Origin of the sequence: Paenibacillus sp. HGH0039 (assembly GCF_000411255.1) — a bacterium.
Classification (GTDB): Bacteria; Bacillota; Bacilli; order Paenibacillales; family NBRC-103111; genus Paenibacillus_F.
This window is the reverse complement of sequence record NZ_KE150413.1, coordinates 2,618,598-2,644,020: the sequence shown is the minus strand read 5'-3', so window position 1 is coordinate 2,644,020 and position 25,423 is coordinate 2,618,598. Positions and strand designations below refer to the sequence as shown.

Below are 25,423 nucleotides of genomic sequence, written 5' to 3'. Positions count from 1 at the left end.
CTCCGTTCGTATCGGCAGCTCCGGCCGTGAGACGTACTTGTTCACACGGTAAAATCCGATTAACGGGCTGCCGCAAAACATGTTATTAGCGCTTGTTGTAGCGGTCGAAGGCATCCTGGTAAATCTTCGTCACCTTATCGATCCCCATCTCCTTGATCCGCTTTACGTACTCGTCGAATTTATCCAGAGGCTCTTTTCCCATCACGAACTTGATAAACATTTCTTCCTTGTAGCTCGTAATAGCCGTGTTCAGCTTGGCGATTTCTTTGCTCTCCTCTACCGTCGGCGTAATAAACTGCGGCATAACATGCTTCGCCGCATCGGTCTCGGACCATATTTTCTGGGCCTCGTGCTGCTGCTTGAATGTATTGAAGTTCTTCCGGCTGTCCCCGAGGTAAGGGCCGTTCGGTTTCGTGTATTGGGAAATCATTTGCTGAAGGGTGTATTTCCCGTCCTTCGCTATTTTATCGGTAAATGCGGGCGTGCCGTTGTTCAGGGTATAGCTGTCGCCTTCCGTCCCGAAGTTAAAAAGCAGACTGCCCTTCTCACCGTACGCGTAATCCAGCCACCTCACGGCCAGCTCCGGATTTTTAGAGGCATCGGAAACCGCTTTGCTGGCAGCCGGATTATACTTGAAATCCCGCTGGCCGATGAACGGTCGCTCGCCTTTGGTCAGCGTCGGATAAGGAGCGGCGACGAGCTGAAAATTCGGGTTCTTCTTCTTTCCCGTATCCATCCATCTTCCCATTCCGCCGCTCAGGAGATGAACCGTCGCACCGGTGCTGTCGTTCAGCATTTTCGTATCCAGTGATTTGGAATCCGTATTGAGGGCAAAATCTTTATCGATCAGCCCTTCCGCATACCACTTGCGCAGAAGCGTCAGCGCCTCTTTGAATTGAGGGTCGACCGGCCCGTATCTGACTTTTCCCTGGTCGTCGATATAGTAACGGTTTGCCGTTTTGTAGGCGCCGATAAAAGCGTCCTGGATGTTAAACTCGTTCTGGTATAAGGCGGAAAACGGCGAGGCCGCCCCTTTGCGCTCTTTAAACGCTTTCAAAACGGTGTACCAGTCGTCGATCGTCACCGGAACGTCCAATTTCAATTCGTCCAGCCAGTCCTTGCGGATCATGGGTCCCCGGAATACGAGACCGTTCTCCGGGCGGATCATCGGAAACACGTAATAATTACCGCTGTCCGTTTTGATCATTTTGTCCAGCTCTTTGTCTTTCTCAAGCAGCTTTTTCAAGTTCGGGGCGTACTTGTCGATATACGAATTGAGCGGAATGATCACCTTATCGGCGATGGCTTTCTCCGGTCCGCCCGGGTACGATCCGCTGCCGCCGCTCCAGTTGTACTCGATCACATCGGGCAAATTGTTGGATGCGATCAAGAGATTGAACTGGTCTTTGGACTGACCGTCCGCCGGGTGCGTGTACTTGACTTTGATGCCCGTTTCTTTCTCCAGCTGTTTGCCGAACGGCGAGTCTGCCAGATTCGTTACGAACGCGGAAAGGTTCGTATCCATCGGCTCCCACGAGGTTAGCGTTTCTTCCGCACGAACCGGGTATTTGCCGGGTTCCGAATCCACCGCCGATTGTTTCTCTTCCTTCCCTCCTCTTCCACCGGCCGAACAAGCTGCGAGCATAACCGAAGCTGCCAGAATGACGATGATACCCGAGCGGCTGTTTCTTCTTCCCGAATGTCTGACCATGCAAACCCTCCTCTTCAAAATCACGGATGCACGGTTGCGTCGCGCATCTCAGTGTCAGTATGACTTGCCGCCGCCTCCAATAGATATCTTCAAAAACCGGAATGGCCCATCAATTTGCCGAAATCCGGGTTGACCGGCAGCCTGTAAAAACCGCAATCCGTCTGTAAAAAGCGCACAAAAGCGTAAAAACCGCACGCGGCGGCTTCTACAGGATTTCTTTGTATTTGCCCGGCGTGACGCCTTCAAATTTTTTGAAAATCCGGTTGAAGGTATTGATATCGGAATAGCCGACTTTCCGGGCAATTTCGATGATCGGGTCGCTTGATTGCGACAGCAGTTTCTTGGCTTCCGCAAGACGGACCTTCTGGATCACGTCCAGCAGCGCTTCGCCCGTCTGCGCTTTGAACTGCTTGGACAAATAAGAAGGCGTGAGACCGAACGCTTCTCCGATCATGCTGATATTCAGATTTTCCGAGCTGTAGTTCTGCCGCACATACTCCGTTACCTGCCGGCTGAGCTGATCGTGCTCCGGTTTGCGGCTTTCCTGGATAAACCCGCATACGCGTGACAGTACCTCCCGCATGCCGGCCGTCATTTCCTGGAGCGTCTCCGAGCCCGCCAGCCGTTCGGCCGGATTCAGTTCGCGGATCAGCTCCCGTTTGCCCGGCAGTCCGATTTCATCGAGCGCTTTGAGCAGAGTGCCGACCAGATCGAACAGCAGACAGCGGCTTAGCGGCACGGAAAGCGTCTTCTGTACCACATTGCGCTCAATAACTTGTTCGACGAGCGCATTCGCTTGCTCGAAATCCCCCGCTTTCACGAAGTTGATCAGCTGCTGTTCCACATGCATCGGATAGGAATAGAAAGCCGCCTCCCCGAACTCGTCTCCCCCGGGCAGATCCCCATAGGCGATCACTTCCCCGCTTCCCATGACGATGCGGTATTCCATCGCGGCCAGCGCTTCTTGATAAGCGAGAGGAACGCCCGCGAGACCCGCATGAACGCCGCTGATCGCGATCGTTAACCGGACCTGAAAATGGTCCGACAGAAACGCTTTCACCTGCCGAGCGAGCCGCCGGATCTCTTGTTCGTCGGCTTCGGGGCTGATATTCAATATGCAGGCCTGCATATCGTCTATCCCCGCAGTGACCGCACTGCAGCTTCCGGCCGCAGCCGCTTCTTCCGCCACGTTCATCAGAAGGAAATGAATCTGCCGGATTTTTTTGGCGTCGCCTCCGCCGGGCTCGTCCCACTTTCCGAATTGATCGATCCGGAAAAGCAGGACGGCATAGTGTTCATGCGGGAATCCGATATCATGAGCGGCCAGGGATTCATGAACCGGCACATTGGGATCGAGCCTGCCTTTGAGAAGCCCCTGCAGAAAGTGGGACCGGATCGCATCCCGATGCTGCATCAACCGCCGGCTGACGTTCTCCTTCTCGGCAAAAGCGTTGTTCAACGCGTTCTGGACGAAGCCGTATTCGTTGGACCCTTCTTCGAACGCCAGGCCTGACTTGGTGGAGAGATTGCGGATCAGAACATGAATGGGGCTGTAGTTCTTTTTCAGGAACAGGAACGTCAAAACCCCCCCGATCAAGAGGCTCAAAAACAAGTTCACAAATATAAGAACCGACATATGCTTCATCTTCTCGTCAAAAATCTCCGCCGGCATCATCGACACGTACTTCCAGCCGGTCTGCTCGGATGTGGTGTAAGACACGGCCAGATTCCTTCCGGCCGATTCTTTGTAAACGAGCCCGCTCTTGCCGGAGAGCTCCCCGTAGGCCGGATAATCGGTCTTCGGTCCGGTGCCGGAGGAAGCCAGCAGCCGATTTTTCTGGTCCAGCACGGCCACGGAGGCATTGTGGACCGGCGCGAGATTAGCCAGAAGCTTGGACTCTTTGATCACAAAAAGAATGACACCGCCGGGAAGATCGGGATTGTCCAGAATAACCGATTTGGCGTACAGGACGGCGCCGGTTTTGCTGCCGTTCTCCGTAAGCGTCACCGGCGCATACTCCTGGATAAATCTTTTATCGAAAAAAGATTTCCATTCGTCGTAGCCCGTGTCTTCATTTTCGCGTAAAGTCTCATACAAGGCACGGCTGTCCGTGCGTTCGCGGGATGATATGACCGTATCGCTGTTTTTGTAATAAATATAAATCTGATCGATAAAATCGTTAGCCACCTTATATACGCCCAGATCGCCCGCAATGCCGATCAGTTCATAGTGATCGTTGTCCGTCAGAGGGCTGCCCGCATGGATAAACCCCGCAAGCCGCTTGTTGAGCGCCATTTCGACGCTAAGCCTTTCGATGCCTTTCAAATGATTGTCGATCGCCTGCTCCATCTGCTTGATCACGGCTTCATTGGACCGGTTGACTTCCGTTTCGACCACATTCCACGTCACCATATAAATCACACCGTTGATCAGAACGGGAACAAGCAGCACGGTTATGTAGGAAATGAGCCAGGTTACAATAACGCTGCGTCGGTTAAACCGTATTCTCTTCAGGCTGTACACTCCCCCGCCACCTTGTAATGTAAACGCTTTATTGAACATTATACCGAAAAGGAGAACCGGGAACACGAACGCGGGTCATGCTTCTTTTATGATTTTTTTGTAAAGGTGCGTAAAAAAAGCCAGTGTTCTCAGAGGAACAGACTGGCTGCATGATATCTTTGCTTCATTTAAGTTCGGCAGCGCCGCGTCATGACGCCAGTCTTACGACAAGAATACCGGCCAAAGCCAAAAGCATGCCGCACGCTTCCCTTACGGAAATGTTTTCTTTGAGGTAGAACTGCGCGTACAGCAGAACCAGCACGACGTTCATCGCACTGATGGCGGATACGATCCCCGTCACGCCTCCCCGGAATGCGGGGATGATGAACAGCATCCCGGCCAGGTTCGTGATGCCCACGGTCATCCCCCAAAGCACGGTCCGTTTCATCGACCACGCAGGAGATGCCGGATTGTCCGCGCCGCCCGTGGCAGGGTGCGTCCGGCGACCGTCTTCGCTCCCGGGAAGACTCTTGTCCCCGCCGGAGTGCCGGGAAATCCGGGCGTGCTGCGCATCGGGACCGTAACCGGTCTCCCGGTCGTGCAGGCTCTCGTGCGGCGAACCGACCGCCGTGATTTGCTGCCCCGTCTTCGCCGGAACCTTCAGCCGGGACAGCAGGTACATGCATGCGAACAGGATCGTGCCTGTCCCGTACATGACGGTTAGTACAGGCAAAGTATTCGCTGCCGATAAGGTCGCCTGTTTGGACGATAAATCCGTAAAACCGAAGAACAGCATCGTCAGCAGGCCCCACTGGATTCCTTGCAGCTGACCCAGCTTCAGATCATGCGAATACCGGATGACGAGCAGGCCGAGAATGACGATGCAAAAACCGGCCAGCTGCACGAGGCCGAGCGATTCTCCCCACAGGAAAAACGCAAGAGTCGCCACGACCACCGGCGGCAGACCCGTAAACAGCGCGATCAGAGAGGCTCGTCCGACCGAATAGCCTTTATACATCGAGGCGTTTGCAATAAAGGAGAAAAGCCCCATGGGAACTCCAAACCATACGCCGTGACTCCATGCCTGGTTAACAAACAAGTTAACGACAAGCGAGATCAGGGCGCCGGACAAATAAACGCCGAATAGCAGCACATTCCGGTCGGTGCGCCGCTGGGAAGTCCATTGGTACAAAATACCCCGCAGCCCGAAAGAGACTGCGGCAAGTGAAGCATACATAAACCACATCGTTCGTTTCCTCCGCTCCATACAATCAACCATGCTTGTAATGCCTATCATCTTTATAGACATAATAGCCTTTCATACCGCCGGCTGTATACCCGGTCACGGATTTGCTTTGCTGACGTCCGAGGTTTTCAGGTCACGCCCGAGCTTGATTTACGAAGGTTTCCGGCCGATCTTTTATGCATCTGTTTCATTAAACTGGGCCCGTATTTCGTTATCTTGCGGTTTCATTCCGGAACCGGTACGCGACTGTCCTTCCGGAGGTATACTGTTTTTAGATAGCCCCAAACGCCGTTGCCCGTTATTAACCGAGAGAAAGGATTATCTGTCATGAAAAATTATTCCGCTGATTTAGTCCTGCACCGGACTTTTTTGCAGGCCCGGACAAAAGGTTCGCTTATCCCGATATCGTCGGAACCGGGCCGTACAGGTACTGCCATACACACCATCTTCGCCGCCAATGTAAGCGGCGGCTTATGTACCTGTACCGGAGGAGGGGCCCGTCATGCCGGATAATATAGCGGAGCGTATCGCCGGGCTGGACTGGGATTCGATCCGGGAGTCCTTGGACGAGAACGGATATGCGAAACTCCCTCCTATGCTCGAATCCTCGCAGTGCGAGGAGCTTATCGGCGGCTACGGGGAGGAGCGGCTTTACCGCAGCACGATCAACATGGCCCGGTACCGTTTCGGGCTCGGCGAGTACAAATACTACCGCGCTCCCCTTCCGGATGTGATTCAGGAGATGCGCGAAGCGTTTTATCCGCCGCTGGCGGACATCGCAAACTCCTGGCTAAAGCGGCTGAACCAAGAGGCCTTGTACCCGGACTCGTTAACCGGTTTTTTGGAACAATGCCGCCGGGAGGATCAAACACGCCCTACCCCGCTCATCCTGAAGTATGAAGCCGGAGGCTACAACTGCCTGCATCAGGATGTATACGGAAGCGTGTTCTTCCCCTTCCAGGTCGTGTTTGCGCTGAATCAGAAAGAGCAGGATTACACGGGCGGAGAATTTCTGCTGGTGGAACAGCGGCCTCGCGCGCAGAGCAGAGGACATGTCCTTACGCTGGAGCGCGGCGGGGGGCTGATTTTCCCGACGACCCATCGTCCGGTGTCCGGCTCCCGGGGGGACTACAAGACTACGCTCCGGCATGGCGTAAGCACCGTAACGACAGGCACACGTTACAGTCTGGGACTTGTTTTTCACGATGCCGAGTAACAGCCTTGTCTTGTCAGGGACTCAGGGGCTACAAGTCAACTCATGCGAAAAGCACCGTTTTAAGTTATACTGGATAAATCTACATAGAGGAAGGACTGAACGATGCGCAGATATCAATACTTTAACCCGCCGAAAATGAACGAAACTGGAGGTAAAGCTATTGATGAAAGACAAACTGGAAACGGAAAGACTCCTGCTCCGGACCATGACGGAAGAAGACGCCCTCCGTCTGTTCGAAGTCTGGTCTTCTCCCGATGTAACGAAATTTATGAATATCGAGCCGTTCACGGAGATTAAACAGGCAGCGGATATGATCGCCTTTCTGAACGGACTGGCCCTGGAAAACAAGGCGGTCCGCTACGCGGTCATCGAGAAGGAATCGGGTGCCATTATAGGTTCCTGCGGGTTCAATGAACTCGATTTCGGACAACGCAGAGTGGAAATCGGCTACGATCTGGACCCTGCTTACTGGGGAAAAGGCTACGCGCCCGAGGCGATAGGATGCCTGCTTGCTTACGCGTTCGGCGAGCTTGGAATGAGCCTCATCAAAGCTAAAGTCGAGCCTGAAAACGTCAATTCGATTAAAGTTTTGCGGAAGCTGCGTTTTACTTTCGCAGGCACGCTCAGCAGCGGGGAAGACGCCGATTCCGGCCCTTCTTCACCGCCTTTAAACCTGTATACGAAAAGCCGGGAAGACTGACTCGCACCGGCCCGATCACACAGCAAAGGCTGCCGCACATTCGCGGCAGCCTTTTTGGCGCTTGTTCGCCTTACTCGCGTTTCTTGGAGCCAACCAACAGCCTAAATTAGCATCTGTACGCCATACGGCGGCTAATTCGCGGCTAATTCACGACCAGTTCGGGCTTGTTAGCGGGATTCTCCCGGCTGTTAAACTGGATCGTCCGGTCCTGGTCGGACACTCCTTCCACGATGAGCGTGACAATACCGTCGGATAGCTGGTCCTTGACGAAAGAGGTGACATCCAGTTCATAGTACGTCAGCGTCCCGCCGACCTGGATGGTAGACAAGGCACCGGTTGTGGCGGCAGGCGCGTTGTTCCAGGTTAGTCCCGTCTCCGTCCAGCCGTCTGCGGCCGCTCCCGACACTTTGACTTGGACGTTCGAAGCGTCCTGCGTGTTGCCGCCGAAAAGGCGGAGCTTGGCGGAAGTCACGGCGGTCAGACCGCTGACGTCGAATTTGAGGTAAGCCTTCCGGGTATAGCCTGCGGCCGTGCCGTCTTTGACGTACAGCGTCGGGGCTGTCCCGTAATTAACCCCGGCGCCGGAACCGTCGAGCACGTATGCGTCGGCTGTCGGCGCCTTGACACCTGCCGGAGGCGTTACCGGAACGCCGGCGCCGTTGTAAGCGCCGATATTCGGTGCCGCTGCTGCGGAAACGGCTCCGCCGAAATAATCTTTGCCGCCGTTATCGGCGATAAGTTTGCCGGCGTTTAGCGCCGGAGAACCGGCCTTCAGGCGGTAAGCCGCCGCCGTAGTCAAGCCGGTGCCTGCGCCTCCCGGATTCACAAACGACGGGTCGGCCGTCCGTTTGGCGGGATCGACGGGTTCATTCCCCGAATGGGTTCCGCTGGCCTCATAGAAGATGTTGTTGCTGAAAGAGGTCTGGCCCCAGTTGGCCGCTGTTCCCCAATTGGTCGTGACGGACGGATTGGCGTTGTAGAAAATATTGTTCGTAAACTGGTAGCCGGTTTTAGTCGCATCGTTGCCGCCGATTACCTTGTGCGAAGCGCCGTTATAGTAAAAGACATTGTTGTAGATCGAAGCCGGAGTCGCCTCGTTCGCGTTGAAATGGCGGATGATGTTGCCTTCGTTCTGGCTGATGTGATAGCGCATCACATCGTTCTTGTTCGTGCCCATCATTAGTACATGTCCCATCGGATTATCGTGGCTGTAATTGTACTGGTAGGTCGTATTTTCCAAATACAAATCGAAGTCCCACGCGCATCCGTCTTGATTGGACGCCGGTCCGCCGAACGCTTCGTTGTACTGCAGGACGGTGTTTTTGGCGACGGCCAGCCAGATGGCGGCAATCGCATTGGTGGAGGCTACCCGCGTACCGAAACGGTTTGCCACGTTATATTCGACGAGAGCCCCGTCCGTATCCCGCAGAATAATGCTGTCTCCGCCGACATCTTCCAGATTGTTGTGACCGATGTAGACGTTCGTATTCCAGTTGCCGTACGTGCGTGTGCTCGTCGTGCTGAAGCTGTCGTCGTTCACATAGTTGCTGTGAGCCGCCGCCCGGATTCCGACGCGGTCCACTTTGCGAATGGAGTTGTTTTCGATCCGGATATCGTTGAATCTGGCGTAGGTGCGGGTAGAGGTAGCGGCCGTTCCCTGAATAACCGCAATAATACCGCCGTTTTCCTTCGCTCCCGCGTTGTTGCTGCCGTCCACATCGTGAACGTCATTGTTGCGGATGTAAATGTGATTATAAACCCGGTCGCTTTCGTTCGCGTCGATGACGACGAAAATCCCTGCCCGGAGTGCGGCGGAGTCATTGTTCTCCACGGAAAAATTGTCATCGTTCGTGACTTCCAGATTGTTGATTTCCCAGTATTCCTGGTTGCGGAGAAGTACGGTCCCGGTGTTGTATGTTTTCGAACTGTTGTAAACGGTCTGGTTAAAATTGCTGCCGCCGCCGTTTATAACCGGTTTGCTCCCGGTTCCGTACTTGTCGATAACAATCGGGCTGCCGTCCGTACCCGAACCTTTGGGCCAAAGCTGGCCGTTCCAGACACCGCCGGATTTGAACAAAATCCGATCTCCCGGCTGAAACGTCGTCGCGTTCACTTTGGCTAACGTCTTCCAGGCCTGTGCCTGGGAGACGCCGCTGTTGGCATCGTTTCCGGCCGCCGAATCCACGTAGTAAGCCGTACCGGCCGCGTGAGCCGGCTTCACTCCATAGAAAGCGTTTACAAAAAGCGATAAAAATAAAACGGCTGCCGTCCAGGCACTGATTCTGCTGGAAATTTTCTGCACGATGACTTGCCTCCTTTTTCGTAATGCGCGATAGCTTCGCCCCACTACTTTACAAAAAATTCCTCCACCCGCCATAGGCAAAATTTTGACTTTCCTGTGCAGCCTTTTTACTTCATGACGCCGGCTTCCCCTTCCGATTCCAAAGGCTTTAGGACTATTAGTTCGGTCCGGGACAGACGCGAAGCCAGTTCCGCGGCATATCGCTCATCCGTGTAAAGAATCCGAACGCGTTCTTTCACGTCTTCGAACGGCTCGTATTCCGCCTTTTCCCGTTCCGCGCAGCGGATGATATACAGCCGCTCTCCCTCCCCGATCACTCCGCTCGTCTGACCGGGCTGAAGTCCCTCCGCCTCTTGCAGCAGCGCCGGATACCTCTCCGCGTCGGCTTTGCGGTCCTCCGGTTCGAACCAGCGCGCTTGCGCCGTGAGACCGCTGTCAGCCTGCCCGGCCTGGCTTTCGAAAGCTTCTCCCGCCTTCAGCCTGGCCGCCGCCCGGTTCAGCTTCTCGGCACCGCTTGCGCTGTTTTCCGCCGAAAGGAGCTGCAGGCGGATTTTGGACGGACGCATGAACCGGTCGTCCTTCAAGCGTTCGTACGCGGCCTGCAGTTCGGCGTCACCGGCGGCAAAATCTTGCCCGGCCAGCGCCTCTTTCAGCCGGAGCTGCAGGTTCGACTGCTCGTAGCGGTAGTATCCGGCCGGATCGTAAGAGACCGGGCCGTAAACCGGCTCGCCGTGATCGGCAGCGGCTTTGCGTCTGGCGTTCTCCTGCCGCCAGCGCTTCTCGAAGTCACCGAAACCGAGTCCGCCCGCGGCCAGTCCTTTTTCCTTCGCCCACAGCTGCTCGGTCTTGAACTCCTTCACCCGCTGAAGCGTCTTCGCGTTCAATTCTTCCGGTTTTGCCGTGCTTCTCAGCATGTCCCGGACGAGTGTAAACTCGCCGTATTGGATAGGCTCATTACCGATGGAAGCGACGGCTGTGTATTCCGTTACGGATGAGGATTTATATCGCGCAAAGCCTGCCGCTGCGGCTGCCGCCGTCACAATAAGCGCCGACACGACGATGATTCGGGCGATCCGGTTTTTCTTCCCATCCGGTTTCATTACGGGCTTTCTTTTTGTGCCCATTCGACTCCCTCCTTTCAAGGTTCGGCTTTGTTTTTCCCCTATCTTAAGAAAGGTCGTGCCGGTTTGCCAGGAACTCCGTTGACTTTTTGAACCGAAAATGTGAACAATTTTGACTTTTTTCCCCACATAATCCGATAATTCGGCAAAATAACCTCTCCTATATAGCCCAGTTGAGTCATGTTAATTTTCACATTCATGGATATAATTGGTTTACGGAAATTCCGTATATACAAAAAGAGGAGGAAGAAAGACATTCATGAAAACACGTAAATATCATTTGTGGGTGGGATTGATCGCTTCGATTTTTATTTTTGTGGAAGCGCTAACAGGAATCCTTCTGGTCCACACGAGCACCATGGGTTTCAACAAGCAGGTTCAGACGTACGAAGCTCCCGCAGCTTCAAACTCCGGTCAGCAGACTTTAAATGTGGCCGAAGCCGTTTTGAAAGCGAGCCAATCAGGCGCTTTCGATCTCTCGGAGGCCCGGCTCGTCATGAACCATACGTTGGGAGACGGCCATCACGGACAAGCGGGCGATTACAAAGTCCGGCTGCGCGACGACGATCAGACCCTGTACGTCATTGATCTGTACGGAAACGTGATCCGCAAAGAAGTAAACGCTACCAACAATTTTGTCAGGGATCTCCACTTCGGTGAACTGTACGGCAAAGATATTACCTGGTTCGTCGATATTGCGGCCATTTCCATTATGTTCCTGACCGCCACCGGCATCGTGCTTTCCATCCGTGTTCTGAAAGCGGGGTCGATACGCAAAAGCAAACGTAAAAAGGCGGAAGCCGCAGGCTAGATCTGAACTTTGGAGGAGGTATAGATAATGTCTACGATTCTCGATACGATCGGCAATTCCCCTCTTATACGGTTAAACCGTCTTGTCGAGTCGGCGGATTCGGAAATTTATTTGAAAATGGAGCGTACCAATCCCGGCGGAAGCATCAAGGATCGTCCCGCGCTTTACATCATCGAAGAGGCGGAAAGAAGGGGCTGGCTGAAACCCGGCGGCACGCTTATCGAATCGTCTTCGGGCAATTTCGGCATCTCGCTGGCCATGATCGGCGCAGCCAAAGGGTATCGCGTCATCGTGCTGGTGGACCCGAAAACGACCCCCGTCAATCTGGCCATGATGAAAGCGTACGGAGCGGAGGTGATCGTGGTCACCGAACAAGACGACAGCGGGTCCTATCACAAAACACGGATCGCGCTGGCCAACAAGCTGCACCGCGAAATTCCCGGCTCGTTCCGGCCGGATCAGTGCTTTAACCCGTGGAACGGGGAAGCCCATTATGTTCAGACGGCGAAAGAGCTGATGGATCAAAGCGGTCACCGGATTGATGCCGTTATCGTCACCGTCAGCACAGGCGGTCAGATCGGGGGCCTCTCGCGTTACATCAAGGAATACGCCCCGCATGTGAAAGTGATCGCGGTCGATGCGGTCGGTTCGACTATTTTCGGCGGCAAGGCGCATGCCTATCTTCTGCCCGGCATGGGGCTGAGCTGGACGCCCACCAATGTGGACGATTTGCAGCGCATCGATGAGGTCTACAAAGTGCCGGACGAGGATGCGTTCCTCATGTGCCGTGTGCTTGCCAAGTACGAAGGCATACTCGGCGGAGGCTCGACGGGAGCCGGGATGGTCGCCGCCTGGAAGCTGGCGCAGCTCATGGGAAGGGGCAAACGGATCGTTTGCGTCGCCTCCGACAACGGGGAACGATACCTGCCGACCATCTATAACGACGACTGGCTGCAGGAACGCGGAATTTTGACGGATATCGGACTTCAGGAAATGAAGGTACGCGTCCGCGAGCTGCCTCCCTACAGCAGAAATCCCGCCGAAACGGCCAACTACAAACCCGAGCTGGCCGAACAGCTCGATTCCCCCAGCCGCCTGATCTCAAGGGAGCTGTTCCGGCATGGATAATCCGTATTCCTTCCGCTCTCTGCAAGTGTATGCGGTTACGATTCTGTTTTACTGCATTGTCTACATGGTGCTGATGATTCTTCCCTTCTATGCCATCACGGCCGGTGCCGGCGAAATGGAAATCGGTCTTATCATGGGGACGACGATGTTCGCCTCCATGATCTGCAGACCCATTGCCGGAACCGTTATCGACCGGTACGGGACCCGGAAAGTGTTTGTGCTCGCGCTGCTTCTTTTCACCGTTTCTTTAGCGGGCTATTTCATTCCGAATCTGTGGCTTTTCGGTCTGGTCCGGGCGGTTCAAGGCATCGTAGCCGCTTTCTTTTCCACGGCCATGGAGATTATCACGATGGACCTGCTTTCCGAGAAGATGAGAGCGCAGGGCTTGTCCCTTTATTCTCTGGCGACCATGATCCCCTCGACATTCGGGCCTACCATCGCACTGCTTCTGAAAGACTGGCTGCCGATGATATGGATTTTCGGTTCGTTGTTTATGATGAGTACGGGAATATTCTTATTCGGTCTGTCTCTTTCCAGGCAAATGAAGTCGTCAGCCGCTGCGCCCCCGGCAGAAATTCCGGATGATCCGGCAGCCAGTCCTCTTTCCCGGAAAGGCGTATGGAAAAGCCGGACCCTGCTTCTCTCCTCCGCCGTTATGCTTCTCGCCTCGGTCGCCAACGGCGCCATTTTCACCTTTCTGCCCTTGTATCTGGAGAAACAAGGTCTGAAATTTGCCGAGCTTTATTTCCTCATTCAGACACTTGTGCTGGTCTTGACGCGGTTTGCGGGCCGGAAGTATATTCCTTCCGACGGGAGCTTTCCGGGCCGGATTCTGTTCCCCGCTCTCGCTTTGGCAAGCCTCGGCTCGCTGATTCTGGGAACCAGCCTGTCACCCTCCGCGCTGGCGGCTGCGGCTGTTTTTAACGGCATCGCGTTCGCTCTGCTGTACCCGGCGCTGCTGACCTACGTGTCTTTCTCCGTTCCGCATTTTGCGCGGGGGCTACTGATCGGTCTTTTTATCGGGGCCGCCGATCTCGGATTTTCGCTAGGAGCTTTAGCCATGGGACCTGTCGCTTCTTCCTTCTCGTTTCCGGTCATGTTTATTACGGGAGGCGCGCTTTGTTTGCTGGCCGGATTTGCGGGCTTAGGATTTCGCGCGCGGCAAACGGAAAACGGAAAGAAGAGGACGGCAGCCGGATTGTAAACTCCGCTGTTATTGCGGCTCCGGCTTATTGGGTACGACAAAACCCGGAAATTGTCTAGTTTATTCCTCTCCGCCCTGTGTCCAAGTAATTAGGGAGAGGAGCTGATGAGAGTGAATACGCGTAAAGAGACAAACAACCATGCTTATTTCATAGGAGGCGGCATCGCTTCCCTGGCTGGAGCCGTTTTTCTGATCCGGGACGGCGGCTGGGCCGGCGAACGGATTCATATCTTGGAAGACCGTCCGGTCAACGGCGGATCTTTGGACGGAAGCGGTGACGAGCGGCAAGGTTATGTGATCCGGGGAGGACGGATGCTGAACGAACCGACTTACGAATGCACGTGGGAGCTTCTGGATTCCATTCCTTCGATCGATTCGCCCGGCAAATCCGTCAAAGACGACATCTACGCCTTTACGGAAAAATATCCGACCCATGCACAGGCACGCCTCGTCGATAAAGACCGGAATATTGTCGACGTGGAGCATATGCTCTTTTCCAATAAAGACCGTCTGGATATCGGCAAGCTGCTTGTCACATCGGAAGAGCAGCTCGGCAAGCAAAAAATTAACGAATGGTTCGAACCCGAATTTTTTGAAACGAATTTCTGGTTTATGTGGGCGACGATGTTCGCTTTCCAGCCATGGCACAGCTTGGTGGAGTTCAAAAGATACATGATCCGGTTTATGCACGAGTTTCCCCGCATCCACACACTGGCCGGTGTCGCCCGCACGCCTTACAATCAATTCGATTCGATCGTGCTTCCAATCCAGCGATGGCTGGAAAGCCAGGGCGTCCGGTACGAAAGAAAGACGCGCGTAACCGATCTGGATTTTAAGCCGGATCCCACGGGGAAAAGCCCGGTAGTTGCGGGCCGCATCCAGGTCGTTAAAGACGGGAATACCGGCTCGATCGAGGTGAACCCGGACGATCTCGTGTTCTTCACGAACGGCTCCATGACGGAAAGCTCGGATCTCGGTTCGATGACGTCTCCACCTAAACTGGGCGGAAAAGGACCTTCGTTCGGGCTGTGGGAAAAAATTGCCGCGAAGCTGCCGGGCTCCGGCAATCCGTCCGCATTCGACGATCATATCCCCGAGTCCAAATGGGCATCCTTTACGGTCACCTGCAAGGACCCGATGTTTTTCGACTTCATGGAAAACTTCTCCGGCAACAAAGCGGGAACGGGCGCGCTCGTTACCTTTAAAGATTCCAACTGGCTGATGTCTGTCGTACTTGCGCACCAGCCGCATTTCCGCAACCAGCCGGAAGATGTTCAGGTATTCTGGGGCTACGGCCTTTTCCCGGACAAACCGGGTGATTTCGTACCGAAGAAAATGTCCGAATGTACGGGAGAGGACATTTTAACGGAGCTGTTGTCCCATCTGAAACTGTCGGAAAAACTGCCGGAAATGCTGGAAAGCTCCATTTGCATTCCCTGCATGATGCCGTTCATCACGAGCCAGTTCATGCCCCGCGAAGAGGGGGACCGTCCGCAAGTTGTGCCGGATGGCTCGGGAAATTTCGCATTTATCGGGCAATATACCGAAATCCCCGACGATGTCGTGTTTACGGTGGAATATTCCGTGAGAACGGCGCAAACGGCCGTCTATACGCTGCTCGATATCGACAAAAAGATTCCCGGGATGTACCACGGGAACCGTCATGCGAAGGTGCTTTTCGATTCGTTGGTGACGATGGTCAAATAGCTTGTCCCGAGAAGCTCCCGCCGGAACGGCGGGGGCTTTTCGGGGTGCCCGCTACATTTCCCCGCCCCCGCTGACAGACAGGTAAGTGCCTGTCAAATAAGAGCTGTCTTCGCTGGCGTAAAAAGCGATCGCCCGGGCGATATCCTCCGGCCGGCCGATTCTTCCGAGCGGTAAATACGCCGCCTGCTGCTGTTTAAACGCTTCCGGTATCGACGCGGTCGCATCCGTTTCCACCATACCGGGCGATACGATATTGGCGGTAATCCCCGCGCCGCCGAACTCCCGGGCGATATAACGGGCAAAGCTGTTTAAGGCTCCCTTAGAGGTGCCGTGCGATATGAACAGCGGAGCCGAATGATTGCTCAATCCGCTGGACACATAAACGAGCTTCCCGGACTTTTGCTTTTTCATAAAAGGCAGTACGGCCTTGGTCGAAACGAAAGCGGCCTGAAGCTCGTCGTTCGTTTTCTGGATAAACTCCTCCCAGGACATATCTTCGAAGGACTTCTGGACAAAATTCATACCGGCGTTGTGAACCAGAATGTCTACCGTCCCGAAGCGGGATACCGTTTCCGACACGAGCCCGTTCATCTGCTCCGCATTTCGGGCATCCGCTTGCAAAGCCGCAGCTTCTCCTCCGTTTTCCCGTATGGAAGCAACGACGTCCTCCGCAGCCGAAGCATTGCTCGCATAATTGACGATGACTTTGGCTCCGCGGCCGGCAAGCAGCTTCGCCGCTGCGGCACCGATTCCCCGGCTCGAACCTGTTATAATGGCGACTTTCCCTCTCATCTGCACTCTCTCCTTCTTCATCTTGTTTGGATTAGAGGATCTCCTCTTCAAGCGGTCTACATAAACTAAGACACTTCGTCTGAACGAAGTGTCTCTGCATGCATCCGTATTCTTGTCGCCAGTCAGGGAATGCAGCCGTTCGCCTGTCCGGCTAGATCCCAAACTTTCCTGCTATCAGCGCTCGCAGATGCCAGTTAACATTTAATACCGACTTGTGAGTTGAAAATAAATTGAACCTGAGTCTCCCTCCGGATCGACTATATGTATGAAGATAAAAATTGAAAGGGTTGGTACACTATCATGTTAAAAAACAGAAAATGGATTTCTGCCGGATTCGGGCTATTGATCCTTGCCGCGGCTCTTCCCGTTCATGCGGGGGCAGAATCAAAAGAACCCGCTCCCCACGCACTAACGCTGGAACAAGTGGCAAAAGAAATCAGGCAAAAGGCCCCGGGCCCCGTTTACGTCGAATGGAAGGAAATCCGTCATTTCGATGGCGGAAAGAGCAGCATTGTCTGGTACAAATCCTGGGAGGATGCTCCGAATGCCCGGTACAGGCTGGAAACCAGCTATGATATGGCCGAAAAAACGCTGAACACCCTCCTCGTTAACGGAGACGACGGCCTTTCTTATATGGCCGAAGGAAACAAAACAAGCAAGATCAAACTGAATGGCATGGAATTTAACAGCTACTCTAAACTTTCAAAAATGCGCCTTGAAACATTCCTGACGGATACGGAAGATCCCGCTTATCAAGGAGAAGAAACCATTTTAGGCCGACAAGCTTACCACCTTTCAGGTAAAAGCAAGAAAACAGTTCTCAAGTTTACCGATCAAGCAGGCGATGAGATATCGACGCCTGTAGTTACACCGGCCAGAGAACAATGGTTTGATACGGAAACCGGTATGCTGCTTAAAGAACAGGCGGCTAAACCGTCTGAAAGCGGTTTTGAAACCGTCGTTAGCGCTATAAAAGTGTCACCGGAAATTACTCCCGATGTATTTGACTTCGAGTCGATAACTAAAAAGTCTGATGAGATCCAGGTAACCATCGACGGTCAAACACAACGGTTCGCGCAGCCGCCGGTAATCGTAGAAGGCAATACGTTGGTGCCGTTAAGAGCTATTTTTGAAAAGCTCGGCGCAAACATCATATGGAACGAGAAGGAGCAATCCGTTACAGCCCAAAAAGGCGGCACCACGATCTATTTGAAAATCGGTACTAAAAGCGCTACCGTTAATGGCGCGAGCAAAGTACTAGAAGTGCCTGCGCAGCTCGTGAACGAACACACGATGGTTCCGGTTCGGTTCATCAGCGAAGCACTCGGTGCCGTTGTAAAGTGGGAACCTTCGTCCCAAACGGTGGTTATTACGAATCCGTAAGAACATGCCTCCTTAAGGGCCTGCTTCCGGCCTCAGAACAACGAAAAACCGGGCAACGGAACGCTGCCTGGTTTTTCGTTGTTCTGAGTGCCCCCCCGGTTTCACTCATTTATTCCGTCTTTTGGTTTAAGTTTTCCAGACTCTTGAACTCATACCCCTGCTTTTTGGCTTCATCGATAATTTTGTCCAAGGCATCCGTATTGTCCTTTGAAATGGAGTGCAGCAGGATGACCGCGCCCGGATGAAGCTGGGCAATGACTTTATCGTAGGCATATTTCCAGCCCTTTTGATCTTTGACGTCCCAGTCTTTATAAGCAACCGACCAAAATACGTTGGTGTACCCGTGTTGTTTGCTGACCTCTAAAACCCGGTCGCTGAAAATTCCGCGGGGCGGACGCATGAAAGACATCGTCTGCACCCCCGTCAGATTGACGACGGCATTTTTGACCCGGTCCAGCTCGGTCTTTATTTTCTCGTCGGAAATTCGGGACATGTCCGGATGACTCCAGGAATGGTTGCCGATAAGATGACCTTCGGACGTCATTCGTTTAACCAATTCGGGCTTATCCTCGACAAAATGACCGGTTACGAAAAAAGCCGCGGGCACCTGCTTCGCTTTTAATACATCGAGTATTTTGGGCGTACATCCGTTTTCATACCCGTTATCGAAAGTTAGATAAAGTTCTTTTTTGCCGGTATCCCCCAGAAAAACCGCATCATGTTTCTCCAAAATACTTTTGAATCCTTCTTCATCAATGGAGGCAGGCTTCCCTTGTTTGCTCTTTTTGAATCCGAAGTGATATGTCTTATTCCCCCCATCGGCTGCCAAGGTATCTAAAGGAAACACCGTGATGAGAATTGTCAATAAAGCAAAAACGATCGTCACCCTTTTCATGATTCGCCTCCGTTTTCATAACTTTAATGCATTGGTAATATGTCTCTAATCGGAGAGAATCATGCGATTCCGTTCTTTGGAACTTTGTGGATCGTAAAAATAAAAAGTTCCGCCGGGTGACGGATATTTCTTTTTCTATGAATGATTCTGGATATTTTTCGTATTTTACTTGCTTGAAAAAGTATCTCCGTCTTCTATTCTTCCCGATTGATAGCCTTTGCTGAACCAGGATTTTCTTTGTTCCGATGTGCCGTGCGTAAAGCTTTCGGGAACCACGTAGCCGCGCGCTCTTTTCTGAATCGTATCATCCCCGACCGCACTGGCGGCCGTTAACGCTTCCTCCAGCTCCCCTTCTTCAAGCACATCCATCCCTTTGGCATGATGCGCCCAGACGCCGGCGAAATAATCGGCCTGCAGCTCAAAACGGACCAGATATTTATTGAATTCCGCTTCACTCATCTTCTGGCGAAGCGGCATAATCTTATCGGATGTCCCGAGCAGTGTCTGCACATGATGTCCGACTTCATGAGCGATTACGTAGGCCATGGCAAAGTCTCCCGGCGCTTTAAACTCCTGCTTAAGCTCGTTATAGAAGCTTAGATCGATGTATAACTTCCGGTCACCCGGGCAATAAAACGGTCCCGTTGACGAACCGGCCGTGCCGCAGGCCGATTGCACCCGGTCCGTGTACAGAACAAGCGTCGGCTTCTCATAAACAAGGCCTCGCTCCTTAAACTGGGTGGTCCACACGTCTTCCGTATCGGCCAGGACAACAGAGACAAACTGAGAAAGTTCCTTCTCCTGCTGCGTTTCCTCGTACGGCGCGTTTGATCCGGAGCCTGCGCCCGTCAGATCACTCAGCAGATCGCCGGGATTTCCCCCAAGCAGAGTCATAAGGAGCACGATAATGATCCCGCCGATTCCGCCTCCGACGAGCGTTTTGCCGCCCACTCCCCTCCGGTCTTCCACGTTTGAACTTCCTCTTCTTCCCTGCCACTTCATCGCTTGTCCTCCCCTGGTGTATAGAAACAAATCCGTTAGAATGAATGATTTTATATGGTAATATACCCGATTTGTAAAGTCAGAAACTTTGTGAAGGCTTGGCGCACGCTTCATGATCCAACCCTTTCCAGCCAAACAAAAAGAACCGCGCTTGCCGCGGCTCTTTCAGAAGAAATTCTGTTTCCTTTATTTCCCGTATCGGCACCTTATCCCTGGGCAACCGCACTCTCATCCATATAGATAAATTCCCAATGATGACCGTCGATATCCCGGAAGCTCCACGTGTACATAAAGCCATGGTCCACTTTATCATTCATCGGACTTCCCCCCGCTTCCAGCGCCTTGTTTACAATCTCGTCCACCTGCTCTTTGCTGTCCGCAGATAAGGCCACAATGACTTCGGCACTTTTTCCCGTATCGGCAATTTCCTTATTCGTAAACGTTTTGAAGAAATCCTCAACCAACAGCATCACAAAAATGCTATCGCTGACAACCATGCAGGTTGCGTTCTCATCCGTAAATTGAGCATTGAATTCAAAACCTAGCGCCGTGAAAAATTGTACCGATTTGTCCAAATTTTTAACCGGTAAATTCACAAAAATTTTATCCGCTTTAGTTGCCATCAAGAAATACCTCCACGTCATCTATTGTGTTTTTCCGAAAAATTCTTCCGGTTGCTTTTATTGTAGCATGGGCTTCACGGAAGCATTTCTCTTAAATTGCGCTTTTAGTTAGTGAAGTTATGTATAGCAGGTTCTGTGTGGTAACTCGGTTTAGCGATATGTTGCTGTCTCATTCATTTATACGTACATACGTTCACTTTAGAGGTATAATGGATAAGTAAAAGGAGGTGTTTCCAGCTATGTCAGAGCGGTTTTGGAAAGCGGCAAAATTGGATAGTCCTTCAGCCGATAAATGGCAGGCCATTATCAGCAATGATTCTTCTTACGACGGCATCTTTTTTTACGGGGTGAAAACAACCGGCATTTTTTGCCGTCCCTCTTGCAAATCAAAAGAACCGAAACGAGAAAACACCTGCATATTCCAAGATGCCGAACAAGCCCTGCAGGCCCAATTTCGTCCGTGCAAAAGATGCAAACCGACCGGCAGGCGCCTTCCCGAAGACGACTGGATCGAACAAATCGCCCATTACGCGGACAACCACTACAAACAACCGCTGACGCTCAGAACCTTCTCGGAAATCTGCCACGGCAGTCCTTATCATCTGCAGCGTACGTTCAAGCGAATTAAAGGAATGACTCCGCTGGAATACCTTCAGCACATTCGTATCGAGAATGCCAAAAATCTGCTTGGGAATTCACAGCTATCAGTGTCCGACATCGGATCTAAAGTCGGTATTCCGAACACCTCCTATTTCATTACGCTGTTTAAAAAGAAAACCGGTTATACACCCGCGGGTTACCGGCAGTCCCAAAGCTTGAGCCGGACGATAGAAAGCGGAGTACCTTCAGCGGAAACAAACGCAACCCATCATTTTAAATCAAGTCGGAAGCAATCAGAGGAATGGAGCGACCATGAAATTGGAATACCGGTATACAATGCCTAAAACACTGCTGAATAAAGGAACGGGTTTTCTTGCCGGCTATACCCATTCCTTAAATCCTTACACCGGCTGTTCCTTCGGCTGTTCATATTGTTATGTAAGAAAAATGCCTGTCTCCACTTTCCGCGGGGCCGAATGGGGAACCTGGGTGGATGTCAAGAAAGAAGCGGCCGAACTTTTCCGCAAAGAGCTTCGCCGAGCGAAAAGTAAAGGTCCCGTCACTCTCTTTATGTCCTCGAGTACGGATCCTTACCAGCCGATTGAATACAAAGAAGAAGTTACCCGGTCGCTGCTCGAAGTGATGACCGAAGATCCACCCGATTTTGTGCTGCTCCAAACAAGGAGCCCTTTAGTAGAACGGGACACGGATCTGCTGCTTCAATTGAAAAACCGGGTCCGTGTCAGCATGACGGTAGAAACGGACCTGGACGAGATAAGAAAGCGGTTCTCCCCGGCGGCGCCGCCTATACAAGCACGCTTAAAGACTCTTAAAGCGTTAAAAGCTGCCGGAGTACCCGCACAAGCTGCGATTGCCCCTCTCCTGCCAAGCAGTGAGGCATTTCCGGACCTGTTAAAATCGGTTGTGAACCGGGTTTGCGTTGACGATTATTTTATGGGGGACGGCAGCGGCGGAAGACGTACGCGGAGTTTGAACATGGAAACCGTCTATAAGGAGTTAGGACTGGAAGATTGGTATCATCCTCATGCTTATCAGCGTATGGTAGAACGCTTGAAGAAAGTGTTTACCGAGAATCAGATCTTTATAAGCCAGAAAGGTTTCGAACCTTAGGATCCAATCCGGCAGCTGAATGCAAGCAGTTAATGAAGGCAAAAATCCGCGGGAATGCGGATTTTTGCTTTTTTTGTCCTAGAGGAGATTTGTCGGGGGAGCAGAATTACGATCGCAATTCGCTATCGTAACCGGCTAGGGGTCGCTTGATTTATTGGGTTTCCCTGCATGCCGATGTGTCGGACGTGATCATCCAAGTGATGCCGTATTTATCCTCCAGTTGTCCGAATAAGGCGCCCCAGAAAGCCGGCTCCAGAGGTTGATTAACTTTACCGTCCTTCGACAAATTGTTAAAAGCCGAGTGAGCTTCTTCTTCGGTAGCGAATTCAAGACAGAGACTTAACACATTTCCCGGTATCAACGCTTCAAACATCGAATCCGACATGAGAAAAGTAACTCCGGCCGCAACCAGGCTCAGGTTGATGACTTTGTCTTTCAGCTCTTCTTCCTTCGCACCCGGCACCTCTCCGTACGTGGTCACGGACGTAATCTCGCCTCCCAGCGCCTGTATGTAAAATTCAGCTTGAGCCCGCGCATCCTCGGAAAAAATATACGTCGTATGCTTAGCCATGCATCAACATCCTCTCGAAAGGTATAGGTGGTTCCTGTACAGATCGTAACACCGATTAAAAGCCGACGTTTCTTATAAATTGCGGTAATGCGGCGGAAGACTCTCCGGTTAGGTGCTGCCTGGTGAACTTGCTCGCCTGAGGAAATTATTCATGAGAACCGGCAGAGAGATCAAAATCGGCGGATCGTCATAGCGCGGAACGTGCAGGGTTACGAGCTGCTGCGGTACGGGAATCCCCGGTTCAACGACGATCGGTTCCCTCGAACGGGTGCGCAGCGTCGCTTCCGTCAAAAGAAAGTCAACCGCCTTCGTCCCCCAGGAGACCGAGGTTGCCATCAGGTAATAGGTGCCCGGCTTAACCCTCGGAATACAGAAGCTTCCGAGCGAGGAGAGAAGTGTGCCATATAGCGGCAGCCCTTCCGGAATCGGTTTGGCGAACAGACCGATCAGAATGACGCCCTCGAACGGTATCGCGGCTTGAACGATTCCTTCGATATTTCCGAAAGGCAGTGCAGCCGTTTCGGGCGTCGACCAGTCATCCAGCTTCTTAAGGGAGTGAAAATGGCTGTCGGCTAAAAATGTGGAATTCCGGAATTCCGACGGGGTCATCCCGACTTTTTCGGTAAATCTTGTTGTGAAAGTACCCAGGCTTTGCTGTCCGATTTCAAGGCCGATGTCACGGATGCTCAAATTTGTGCGCAGCAGCAAGTCTTTGGCTTTCTGAAGACGAAGCGAAGAAACGTAGTATTGAGGAGTAAGTCCGATTTTTTCTTTGAAAAGTCTTGTAAAGTGGTAAGGGCTGTAGGCGGCGTAAGAGGCCAATTGATTAAGCGAGAGCGGCTCGTAAATGTTCCTCTGAATGTACAAAATAACCTCATCAATTTCGGAATACCGGTCAGTCAAACGATTCACCTTCCTTGTATTCTTTGCTCACTCATTTTACCACATTCTCCCTAGGTATTGTACGAACAAAACATTAAGAATCGAATGTTTGTTCCCTTTTTTCTATATAAAAAAGCCCTGCCGCAGCAATTGCTTGGCAGGACTTTTTCTGAACGACATGGAACCCGGCCGGGACGGTTAGAACACTTTCGTCGTCCAGGATTCACAGTTCCAAGTCTCCGTAACAACTTCACGATAAAATTCAGGTTCATGGGAAATGAGCAGGATGCTGCCTTTGTAAGCTTTGAGCGCGCGGGCTAATTCTTCCTTCGCATCCACGTCCAAGTGGTTGGTCGGCTCATCGAATACAAGCAGGTTGGTTTCGTTGTTGATCAGCTTGCAGAGACGAACTTTGGCCTTTTCCCCGCCGCTTAGCACCGTGATTTTGCTCTCGATATGCTTGGTCGTCAAACCGCATTTCGCCAGAGCGGCCCGCACTTCAAACTGGGTATACGAAGGAAATTCTTTCCAGATCTCTTCGATACACGTGTTGTAGTTGGCCTCTTTCATTTCCTGTTCGAAGTAGCCTATGCTCAGGTTTTCCCCAAGCTGCACGGACCCGGATAAAGCGGGAATCTCGCCAAGAATGCTGCGCAAGAGCGTCGTTTTACCGATTCCGTTAGCACCGACTAGAGCGATTTTCTGCCCTCTTTCCATACGGAGATTGAGCGGTCTGGACAACGGCTCTTCATATCCGATGACAAGATCTTTCGTTTCGAAAATCAGTTTACCTGGCGTTCTGCCTTCTTTGAAGTTAAACTGCGGTTTCGGTTTCTCTTTGGCCAGTTCAATAACGTCCATTTTGTCGAGTTTCTTTTGCCGGGACATGGCCATATTCCGAGTGGCGACGCTCGCTTTGTTGCGGGCCACAAAGTCTTTCAGGTCCGCGATTTCCTGCTGCTGGCGCTTATAAGCCGATTCCAGCTGCTGTTTTTTCATTTCATAGACTTGCTTGAAGTGATCGTAGTCGCCTACGTAGCGGTTTAACTCCTGGTTTTCCATATGATAAATCAGGTTAATCACGCTGTTCAGGAACGGAATGTCGTGCGAAATCAGAATAAAGGCATTCTCGTACTCCTGCAGATAGCGCTTCAGCCATTCGATATGCTGCTCGTCCAGATAGTTGGTAGGCTCGTCGAGGAGAAGGATATCGGGCTTCTCCAGAAGCAGCTTCGCCAGCAGGACCTTCGTCCGCTGACCGCCGCTGAGGTCATTGACGTCCTTGTCCAGCCCGATATCCGTAAGGCCGAGACCACGGGCGGTTTCCTCGATTTTGGCGTCGATCATATAAAAATCCTGATTGGTCAGCGTATCCTGGATCGTGCCGACGTCTTCGAGCAGCTGCTCCAGTTCTTCCGGAGTGACATCCGCCATTTTCTCATACATGCCGTTCATTTCCTGTTCCATGTCGAACAGATATTGAAAAGCTCCTTTCAGCACATCGCGGATGGTCATGCCTTTGCTGAGAACCGCATGCTGATCCAAATACCCGACCCGCATCCGTTTCGACCATTCCACTTTGCCGTCATCCGGCTGGAGCTTGCCCGTAATAATGTTCATGAAGGTAGACTTACCTTCTCCGTTGGCACCGATGAGTCCAATATGCTCGCCTTTCAGGAGGCGGAAAGATACGTCATTAAAGATCGCGCGGTCTCCGAAACCGTGGCTCAGTCGTTCTACGTTTAATATGCTCATGAATAGACACCTTTTCTTATAAACTTTTTACTCGCTTTATTATAAGCGTTACGGGGTGGACAACTCAATGCACGATTAAAAAAAAGCCGTTTTCTTTCAAAGTTTTACGTAGCGGCGGATTCTTTAAAAATAAGGCTAAA

General features: G+C 52.3%; 21 protein-coding genes. 9 read left to right on the top strand and 12 right to left on the bottom strand.

All coding sequences use genetic code 11. The annotated features are described in order from the left end of the window. Window positions 1–85: 85 nt before the first annotated feature. From HMPREF1207_RS26385 to HMPREF1207_RS26375, 3 genes are all read right to left on the bottom strand, one after another. On the bottom strand, window positions 86–1,711 hold the full coding sequence (locus HMPREF1207_RS26385; protein ID WP_009673843.1) for an extracellular solute-binding protein: 1,626 nt from the start codon (window positions 1,709–1,711) through the stop codon (window positions 86–88). Window positions 1,712–1,916: 205 nt separating this feature from the next. Continuing rightward, the gene (locus HMPREF1207_RS26380) at window positions 1,917–4,235 is read right to left on the bottom strand and encodes a helix-turn-helix domain-containing protein (RefSeq protein WP_016424163.1); all 2,319 of its coding nucleotides are present in this window, start codon (window positions 4,233–4,235) and stop codon (window positions 1,917–1,919) included. Between the two features lie 187 nt (window positions 4,236–4,422). After that, a complete protein-coding gene (locus HMPREF1207_RS26375; RefSeq protein ID WP_009673802.1) occupies window positions 4,423–5,460 on the bottom strand; it encodes an EamA family transporter in 1,038 nt (345 codons plus the stop codon). Window positions 5,461–5,962: 502 nt separating this feature from the next. Between HMPREF1207_RS26375 and HMPREF1207_RS26370 the strand changes: the two genes are divergently transcribed. Further along, window positions 5,963–6,676, top strand: a complete 714-nt coding sequence (locus tag HMPREF1207_RS26370; protein ID WP_009673825.1) for a 2OG-Fe(II) oxygenase — start codon at window positions 5,963–5,965, stop codon at window positions 6,674–6,676. Between the two features lie 163 nt (window positions 6,677–6,839). Further along, entirely contained in the window at window positions 6,840–7,376 is a 537-nt protein-coding gene (locus tag HMPREF1207_RS26365) for a GNAT family N-acetyltransferase (protein ID WP_009673874.1), read from the top strand. 142 nt (window positions 7,377–7,518) lie between these two features. Here the strand turns inward: HMPREF1207_RS26365 and HMPREF1207_RS26360 are convergent, their stop codons facing one another. Next, on the bottom strand, window positions 7,519–9,678 hold the full coding sequence (locus HMPREF1207_RS26360) for a CBM96 family carbohydrate-binding protein (RefSeq protein WP_009673691.1): 2,160 nt from the start codon (window positions 9,676–9,678) through the stop codon (window positions 7,519–7,521). 107 nt (window positions 9,679–9,785) lie between these two features. Beyond that, on the bottom strand, window positions 9,786–10,802 hold the full coding sequence (locus HMPREF1207_RS26355; protein ID WP_009673544.1) for a peptidyl-prolyl cis-trans isomerase: 1,017 nt from the start codon (window positions 10,800–10,802) through the stop codon (window positions 9,786–9,788). 256 nt (window positions 10,803–11,058) lie between these two features. Here HMPREF1207_RS26355 and HMPREF1207_RS26350 point away from each other — a divergent pair, with 256 nt between their 5' ends. From HMPREF1207_RS26350 to HMPREF1207_RS26335, 4 genes are all read left to right on the top strand, one after another. After that, a complete protein-coding gene (locus HMPREF1207_RS26350) occupies window positions 11,059–11,610 on the top strand; it encodes a PepSY-associated TM helix domain-containing protein (protein ID WP_009673683.1) in 552 nt (183 codons plus the stop codon). 27 nt (window positions 11,611–11,637) lie between these two features. Continuing rightward, window positions 11,638–12,738, top strand: a complete 1,101-nt coding sequence (locus tag HMPREF1207_RS26345) for a PLP-dependent cysteine synthase family protein (protein ID WP_009673799.1) — start codon at window positions 11,638–11,640, stop codon at window positions 12,736–12,738. Further along, window positions 12,731–13,942 (top strand): staphylopine family metallophore export MFS transporter CntE, encoded by a 1,212-nt coding sequence (gene cntE / locus HMPREF1207_RS26340; protein ID WP_009673808.1) that lies wholly within the window; start codon window positions 12,731–12,733, stop codon window positions 13,940–13,942. Before HMPREF1207_RS26345 ends, cntE begins: the two co-directional genes overlap by 8 nt. Before the next feature lie 105 nt (window positions 13,943–14,047). Beyond that, complete coding sequence (locus HMPREF1207_RS26335) at window positions 14,048–15,649, top strand: oleate hydratase (protein ID WP_016424162.1); 1,602 nt, start codon at window positions 14,048–14,050, stop codon at window positions 15,647–15,649. Between the two features lie 51 nt (window positions 15,650–15,700). On the opposite strand, the gene HMPREF1207_RS26330 is transcribed toward HMPREF1207_RS26335, so the two are convergent. Next, window positions 15,701–16,441, bottom strand: coding sequence for an SDR family NAD(P)-dependent oxidoreductase (locus HMPREF1207_RS26330; RefSeq protein WP_016424161.1), 741 nt, complete (start codon window positions 16,439–16,441; stop codon window positions 15,701–15,703). Window positions 16,442–16,741: 300 nt separating this feature from the next. Between HMPREF1207_RS26330 and HMPREF1207_RS26325 the strand changes: the two genes are divergently transcribed. Continuing rightward, the gene (locus HMPREF1207_RS26325) at window positions 16,742–17,824 is read left to right on the top strand and encodes a copper amine oxidase N-terminal domain-containing protein (protein ID WP_009673864.1); all 1,083 of its coding nucleotides are present in this window, start codon (window positions 16,742–16,744) and stop codon (window positions 17,822–17,824) included. Between the two features lie 109 nt (window positions 17,825–17,933). Here HMPREF1207_RS26325 and pdaA read toward each other — a convergent pair whose 3' ends face one another. The 3 genes from pdaA to HMPREF1207_RS26310 form a co-directional block, all read right to left on the bottom strand. Further along, window positions 17,934–18,719 carry a delta-lactam-biosynthetic de-N-acetylase gene (gene pdaA / locus HMPREF1207_RS26320; protein ID WP_009673784.1) on the bottom strand — a complete coding sequence of 262 codons (786 nt, stop codon included), beginning with the start codon at window positions 18,717–18,719 and terminating at the stop codon, window positions 17,934–17,936. A 165-nt stretch (window positions 18,720–18,884) separates the two neighbouring features. After that, the gene (ypfJ, locus tag HMPREF1207_RS26315; protein ID WP_009673661.1) at window positions 18,885–19,721 is read right to left on the bottom strand and encodes a KPN_02809 family neutral zinc metallopeptidase; all 837 of its coding nucleotides are present in this window, start codon (window positions 19,719–19,721) and stop codon (window positions 18,885–18,887) included. 206 nt (window positions 19,722–19,927) lie between these two features. Then, window positions 19,928–20,344, bottom strand: a complete 417-nt coding sequence (locus HMPREF1207_RS26310) for a VOC family protein (RefSeq protein ID WP_009673583.1) — start codon at window positions 20,342–20,344, stop codon at window positions 19,928–19,930. 227 nt (window positions 20,345–20,571) lie between these two features. Here HMPREF1207_RS26310 and HMPREF1207_RS26305 point away from each other — a divergent pair, with 227 nt between their 5' ends. Continuing rightward, on the top strand, window positions 20,572–21,288 hold the full coding sequence (locus tag HMPREF1207_RS26305) for a bifunctional transcriptional activator/DNA repair enzyme AdaA (RefSeq protein ID WP_269212174.1): 717 nt from the start codon (window positions 20,572–20,574) through the stop codon (window positions 21,286–21,288). Then, window positions 21,257–22,075, top strand: a complete 819-nt coding sequence (locus HMPREF1207_RS26300) for an SPL family radical SAM protein (protein ID WP_009673778.1) — start codon at window positions 21,257–21,259, stop codon at window positions 22,073–22,075. Before HMPREF1207_RS26305 ends, HMPREF1207_RS26300 begins: the two co-directional genes overlap by 32 nt. A 151-nt stretch (window positions 22,076–22,226) precedes the next feature. Here the strand turns inward: HMPREF1207_RS26300 and HMPREF1207_RS26295 are convergent, their stop codons facing one another. The 3 genes from HMPREF1207_RS26295 to HMPREF1207_RS26285 form a co-directional block, all read right to left on the bottom strand. Then, window positions 22,227–22,646 carry a VOC family protein gene (locus HMPREF1207_RS26295; RefSeq protein WP_009673787.1) on the bottom strand — a complete coding sequence of 140 codons (420 nt, stop codon included), beginning with the start codon at window positions 22,644–22,646 and terminating at the stop codon, window positions 22,227–22,229. A gap of 108 nt (window positions 22,647–22,754) precedes the next feature. Beyond that, window positions 22,755–23,549: a helix-turn-helix transcriptional regulator gene (locus HMPREF1207_RS26290; RefSeq protein ID WP_009673865.1), complete on the bottom strand. Its 795-nt coding sequence runs from the start codon at window positions 23,547–23,549 to the stop codon at window positions 22,755–22,757. Between the two features lie 177 nt (window positions 23,550–23,726). Beyond that, window positions 23,727–25,283 (bottom strand): ABC-F family ATP-binding cassette domain-containing protein, encoded by a 1,557-nt coding sequence (locus HMPREF1207_RS26285; protein ID WP_009673763.1) that lies wholly within the window; start codon window positions 25,281–25,283, stop codon window positions 23,727–23,729. Window positions 25,284–25,423 lie beyond the last annotated feature (140 nt).

Excerpts from the sequence above, each read along its gene's own strand:
- HMPREF1207_RS26325 (WP_009673864.1), top strand. The coding sequence starts at position 16,742 with ATGTTAAAAAACAGAAAATGGATTTCTGCCGGATTCGGGCTATTGATC.
- cntE (WP_009673808.1), top strand. The coding sequence starts at position 12,731 with ATGGATAATCCGTATTCCTTCCGCTCTCTGCAAGTGTATGCGGTTACG.
- HMPREF1207_RS26365 (WP_009673874.1), top strand. The coding sequence starts at position 6,840 with ATGAAAGACAAACTGGAAACGGAAAGACTCCTGCTCCGGACCATGACG.
- HMPREF1207_RS26385 (WP_009673843.1), bottom strand. The coding sequence starts at position 1,711 with ATGGTCAGACATTCGGGAAGAAGAAACAGCCGCTCGGGTATCATCGTC.
- HMPREF1207_RS26300 (WP_009673778.1), top strand. The coding sequence starts at position 21,257 with ATGAAATTGGAATACCGGTATACAATGCCTAAAACACTGCTGAATAAA.
- HMPREF1207_RS26335 (WP_016424162.1), top strand. The coding sequence starts at position 14,048 with ATGAGAGTGAATACGCGTAAAGAGACAAACAACCATGCTTATTTCATA.
- HMPREF1207_RS26375 (WP_009673802.1), bottom strand. The coding sequence starts at position 5,460 with ATGTGGTTTATGTATGCTTCACTTGCCGCAGTCTCTTTCGGGCTGCGG.
- ypfJ (WP_009673661.1), bottom strand. The coding sequence starts at position 19,721 with ATGAAGTGGCAGGGAAGAAGAGGAAGTTCAAACGTGGAAGACCGGAGG.
- HMPREF1207_RS26355 (WP_009673544.1), bottom strand. The coding sequence starts at position 10,802 with ATGGGCACAAAAAGAAAGCCCGTAATGAAACCGGATGGGAAGAAAAAC.
- HMPREF1207_RS26285 (WP_009673763.1), bottom strand. The coding sequence starts at position 25,283 with ATGAGCATATTAAACGTAGAACGACTGAGCCACGGTTTCGGAGACCGC.
- pdaA (WP_009673784.1), bottom strand. The coding sequence starts at position 18,719 with ATGAAAAGGGTGACGATCGTTTTTGCTTTATTGACAATTCTCATCACG.
- HMPREF1207_RS26310 (WP_009673583.1), bottom strand. The coding sequence starts at position 20,344 with ATGGCAACTAAAGCGGATAAAATTTTTGTGAATTTACCGGTTAAAAAT.
- HMPREF1207_RS26370 (WP_009673825.1), top strand. The coding sequence starts at position 5,963 with ATGCCGGATAATATAGCGGAGCGTATCGCCGGGCTGGACTGGGATTCG.
- HMPREF1207_RS26330 (WP_016424161.1), bottom strand. The coding sequence starts at position 16,441 with ATGAGAGGGAAAGTCGCCATTATAACAGGTTCGAGCCGGGGAATCGGT.
- HMPREF1207_RS26345 (WP_009673799.1), top strand. The coding sequence starts at position 11,638 with ATGTCTACGATTCTCGATACGATCGGCAATTCCCCTCTTATACGGTTA.
- HMPREF1207_RS26295 (WP_009673787.1), bottom strand. The coding sequence starts at position 22,646 with ATGGCTAAGCATACGACGTATATTTTTTCCGAGGATGCGCGGGCTCAA.
- HMPREF1207_RS26350 (WP_009673683.1), top strand. The coding sequence starts at position 11,059 with ATGAAAACACGTAAATATCATTTGTGGGTGGGATTGATCGCTTCGATT.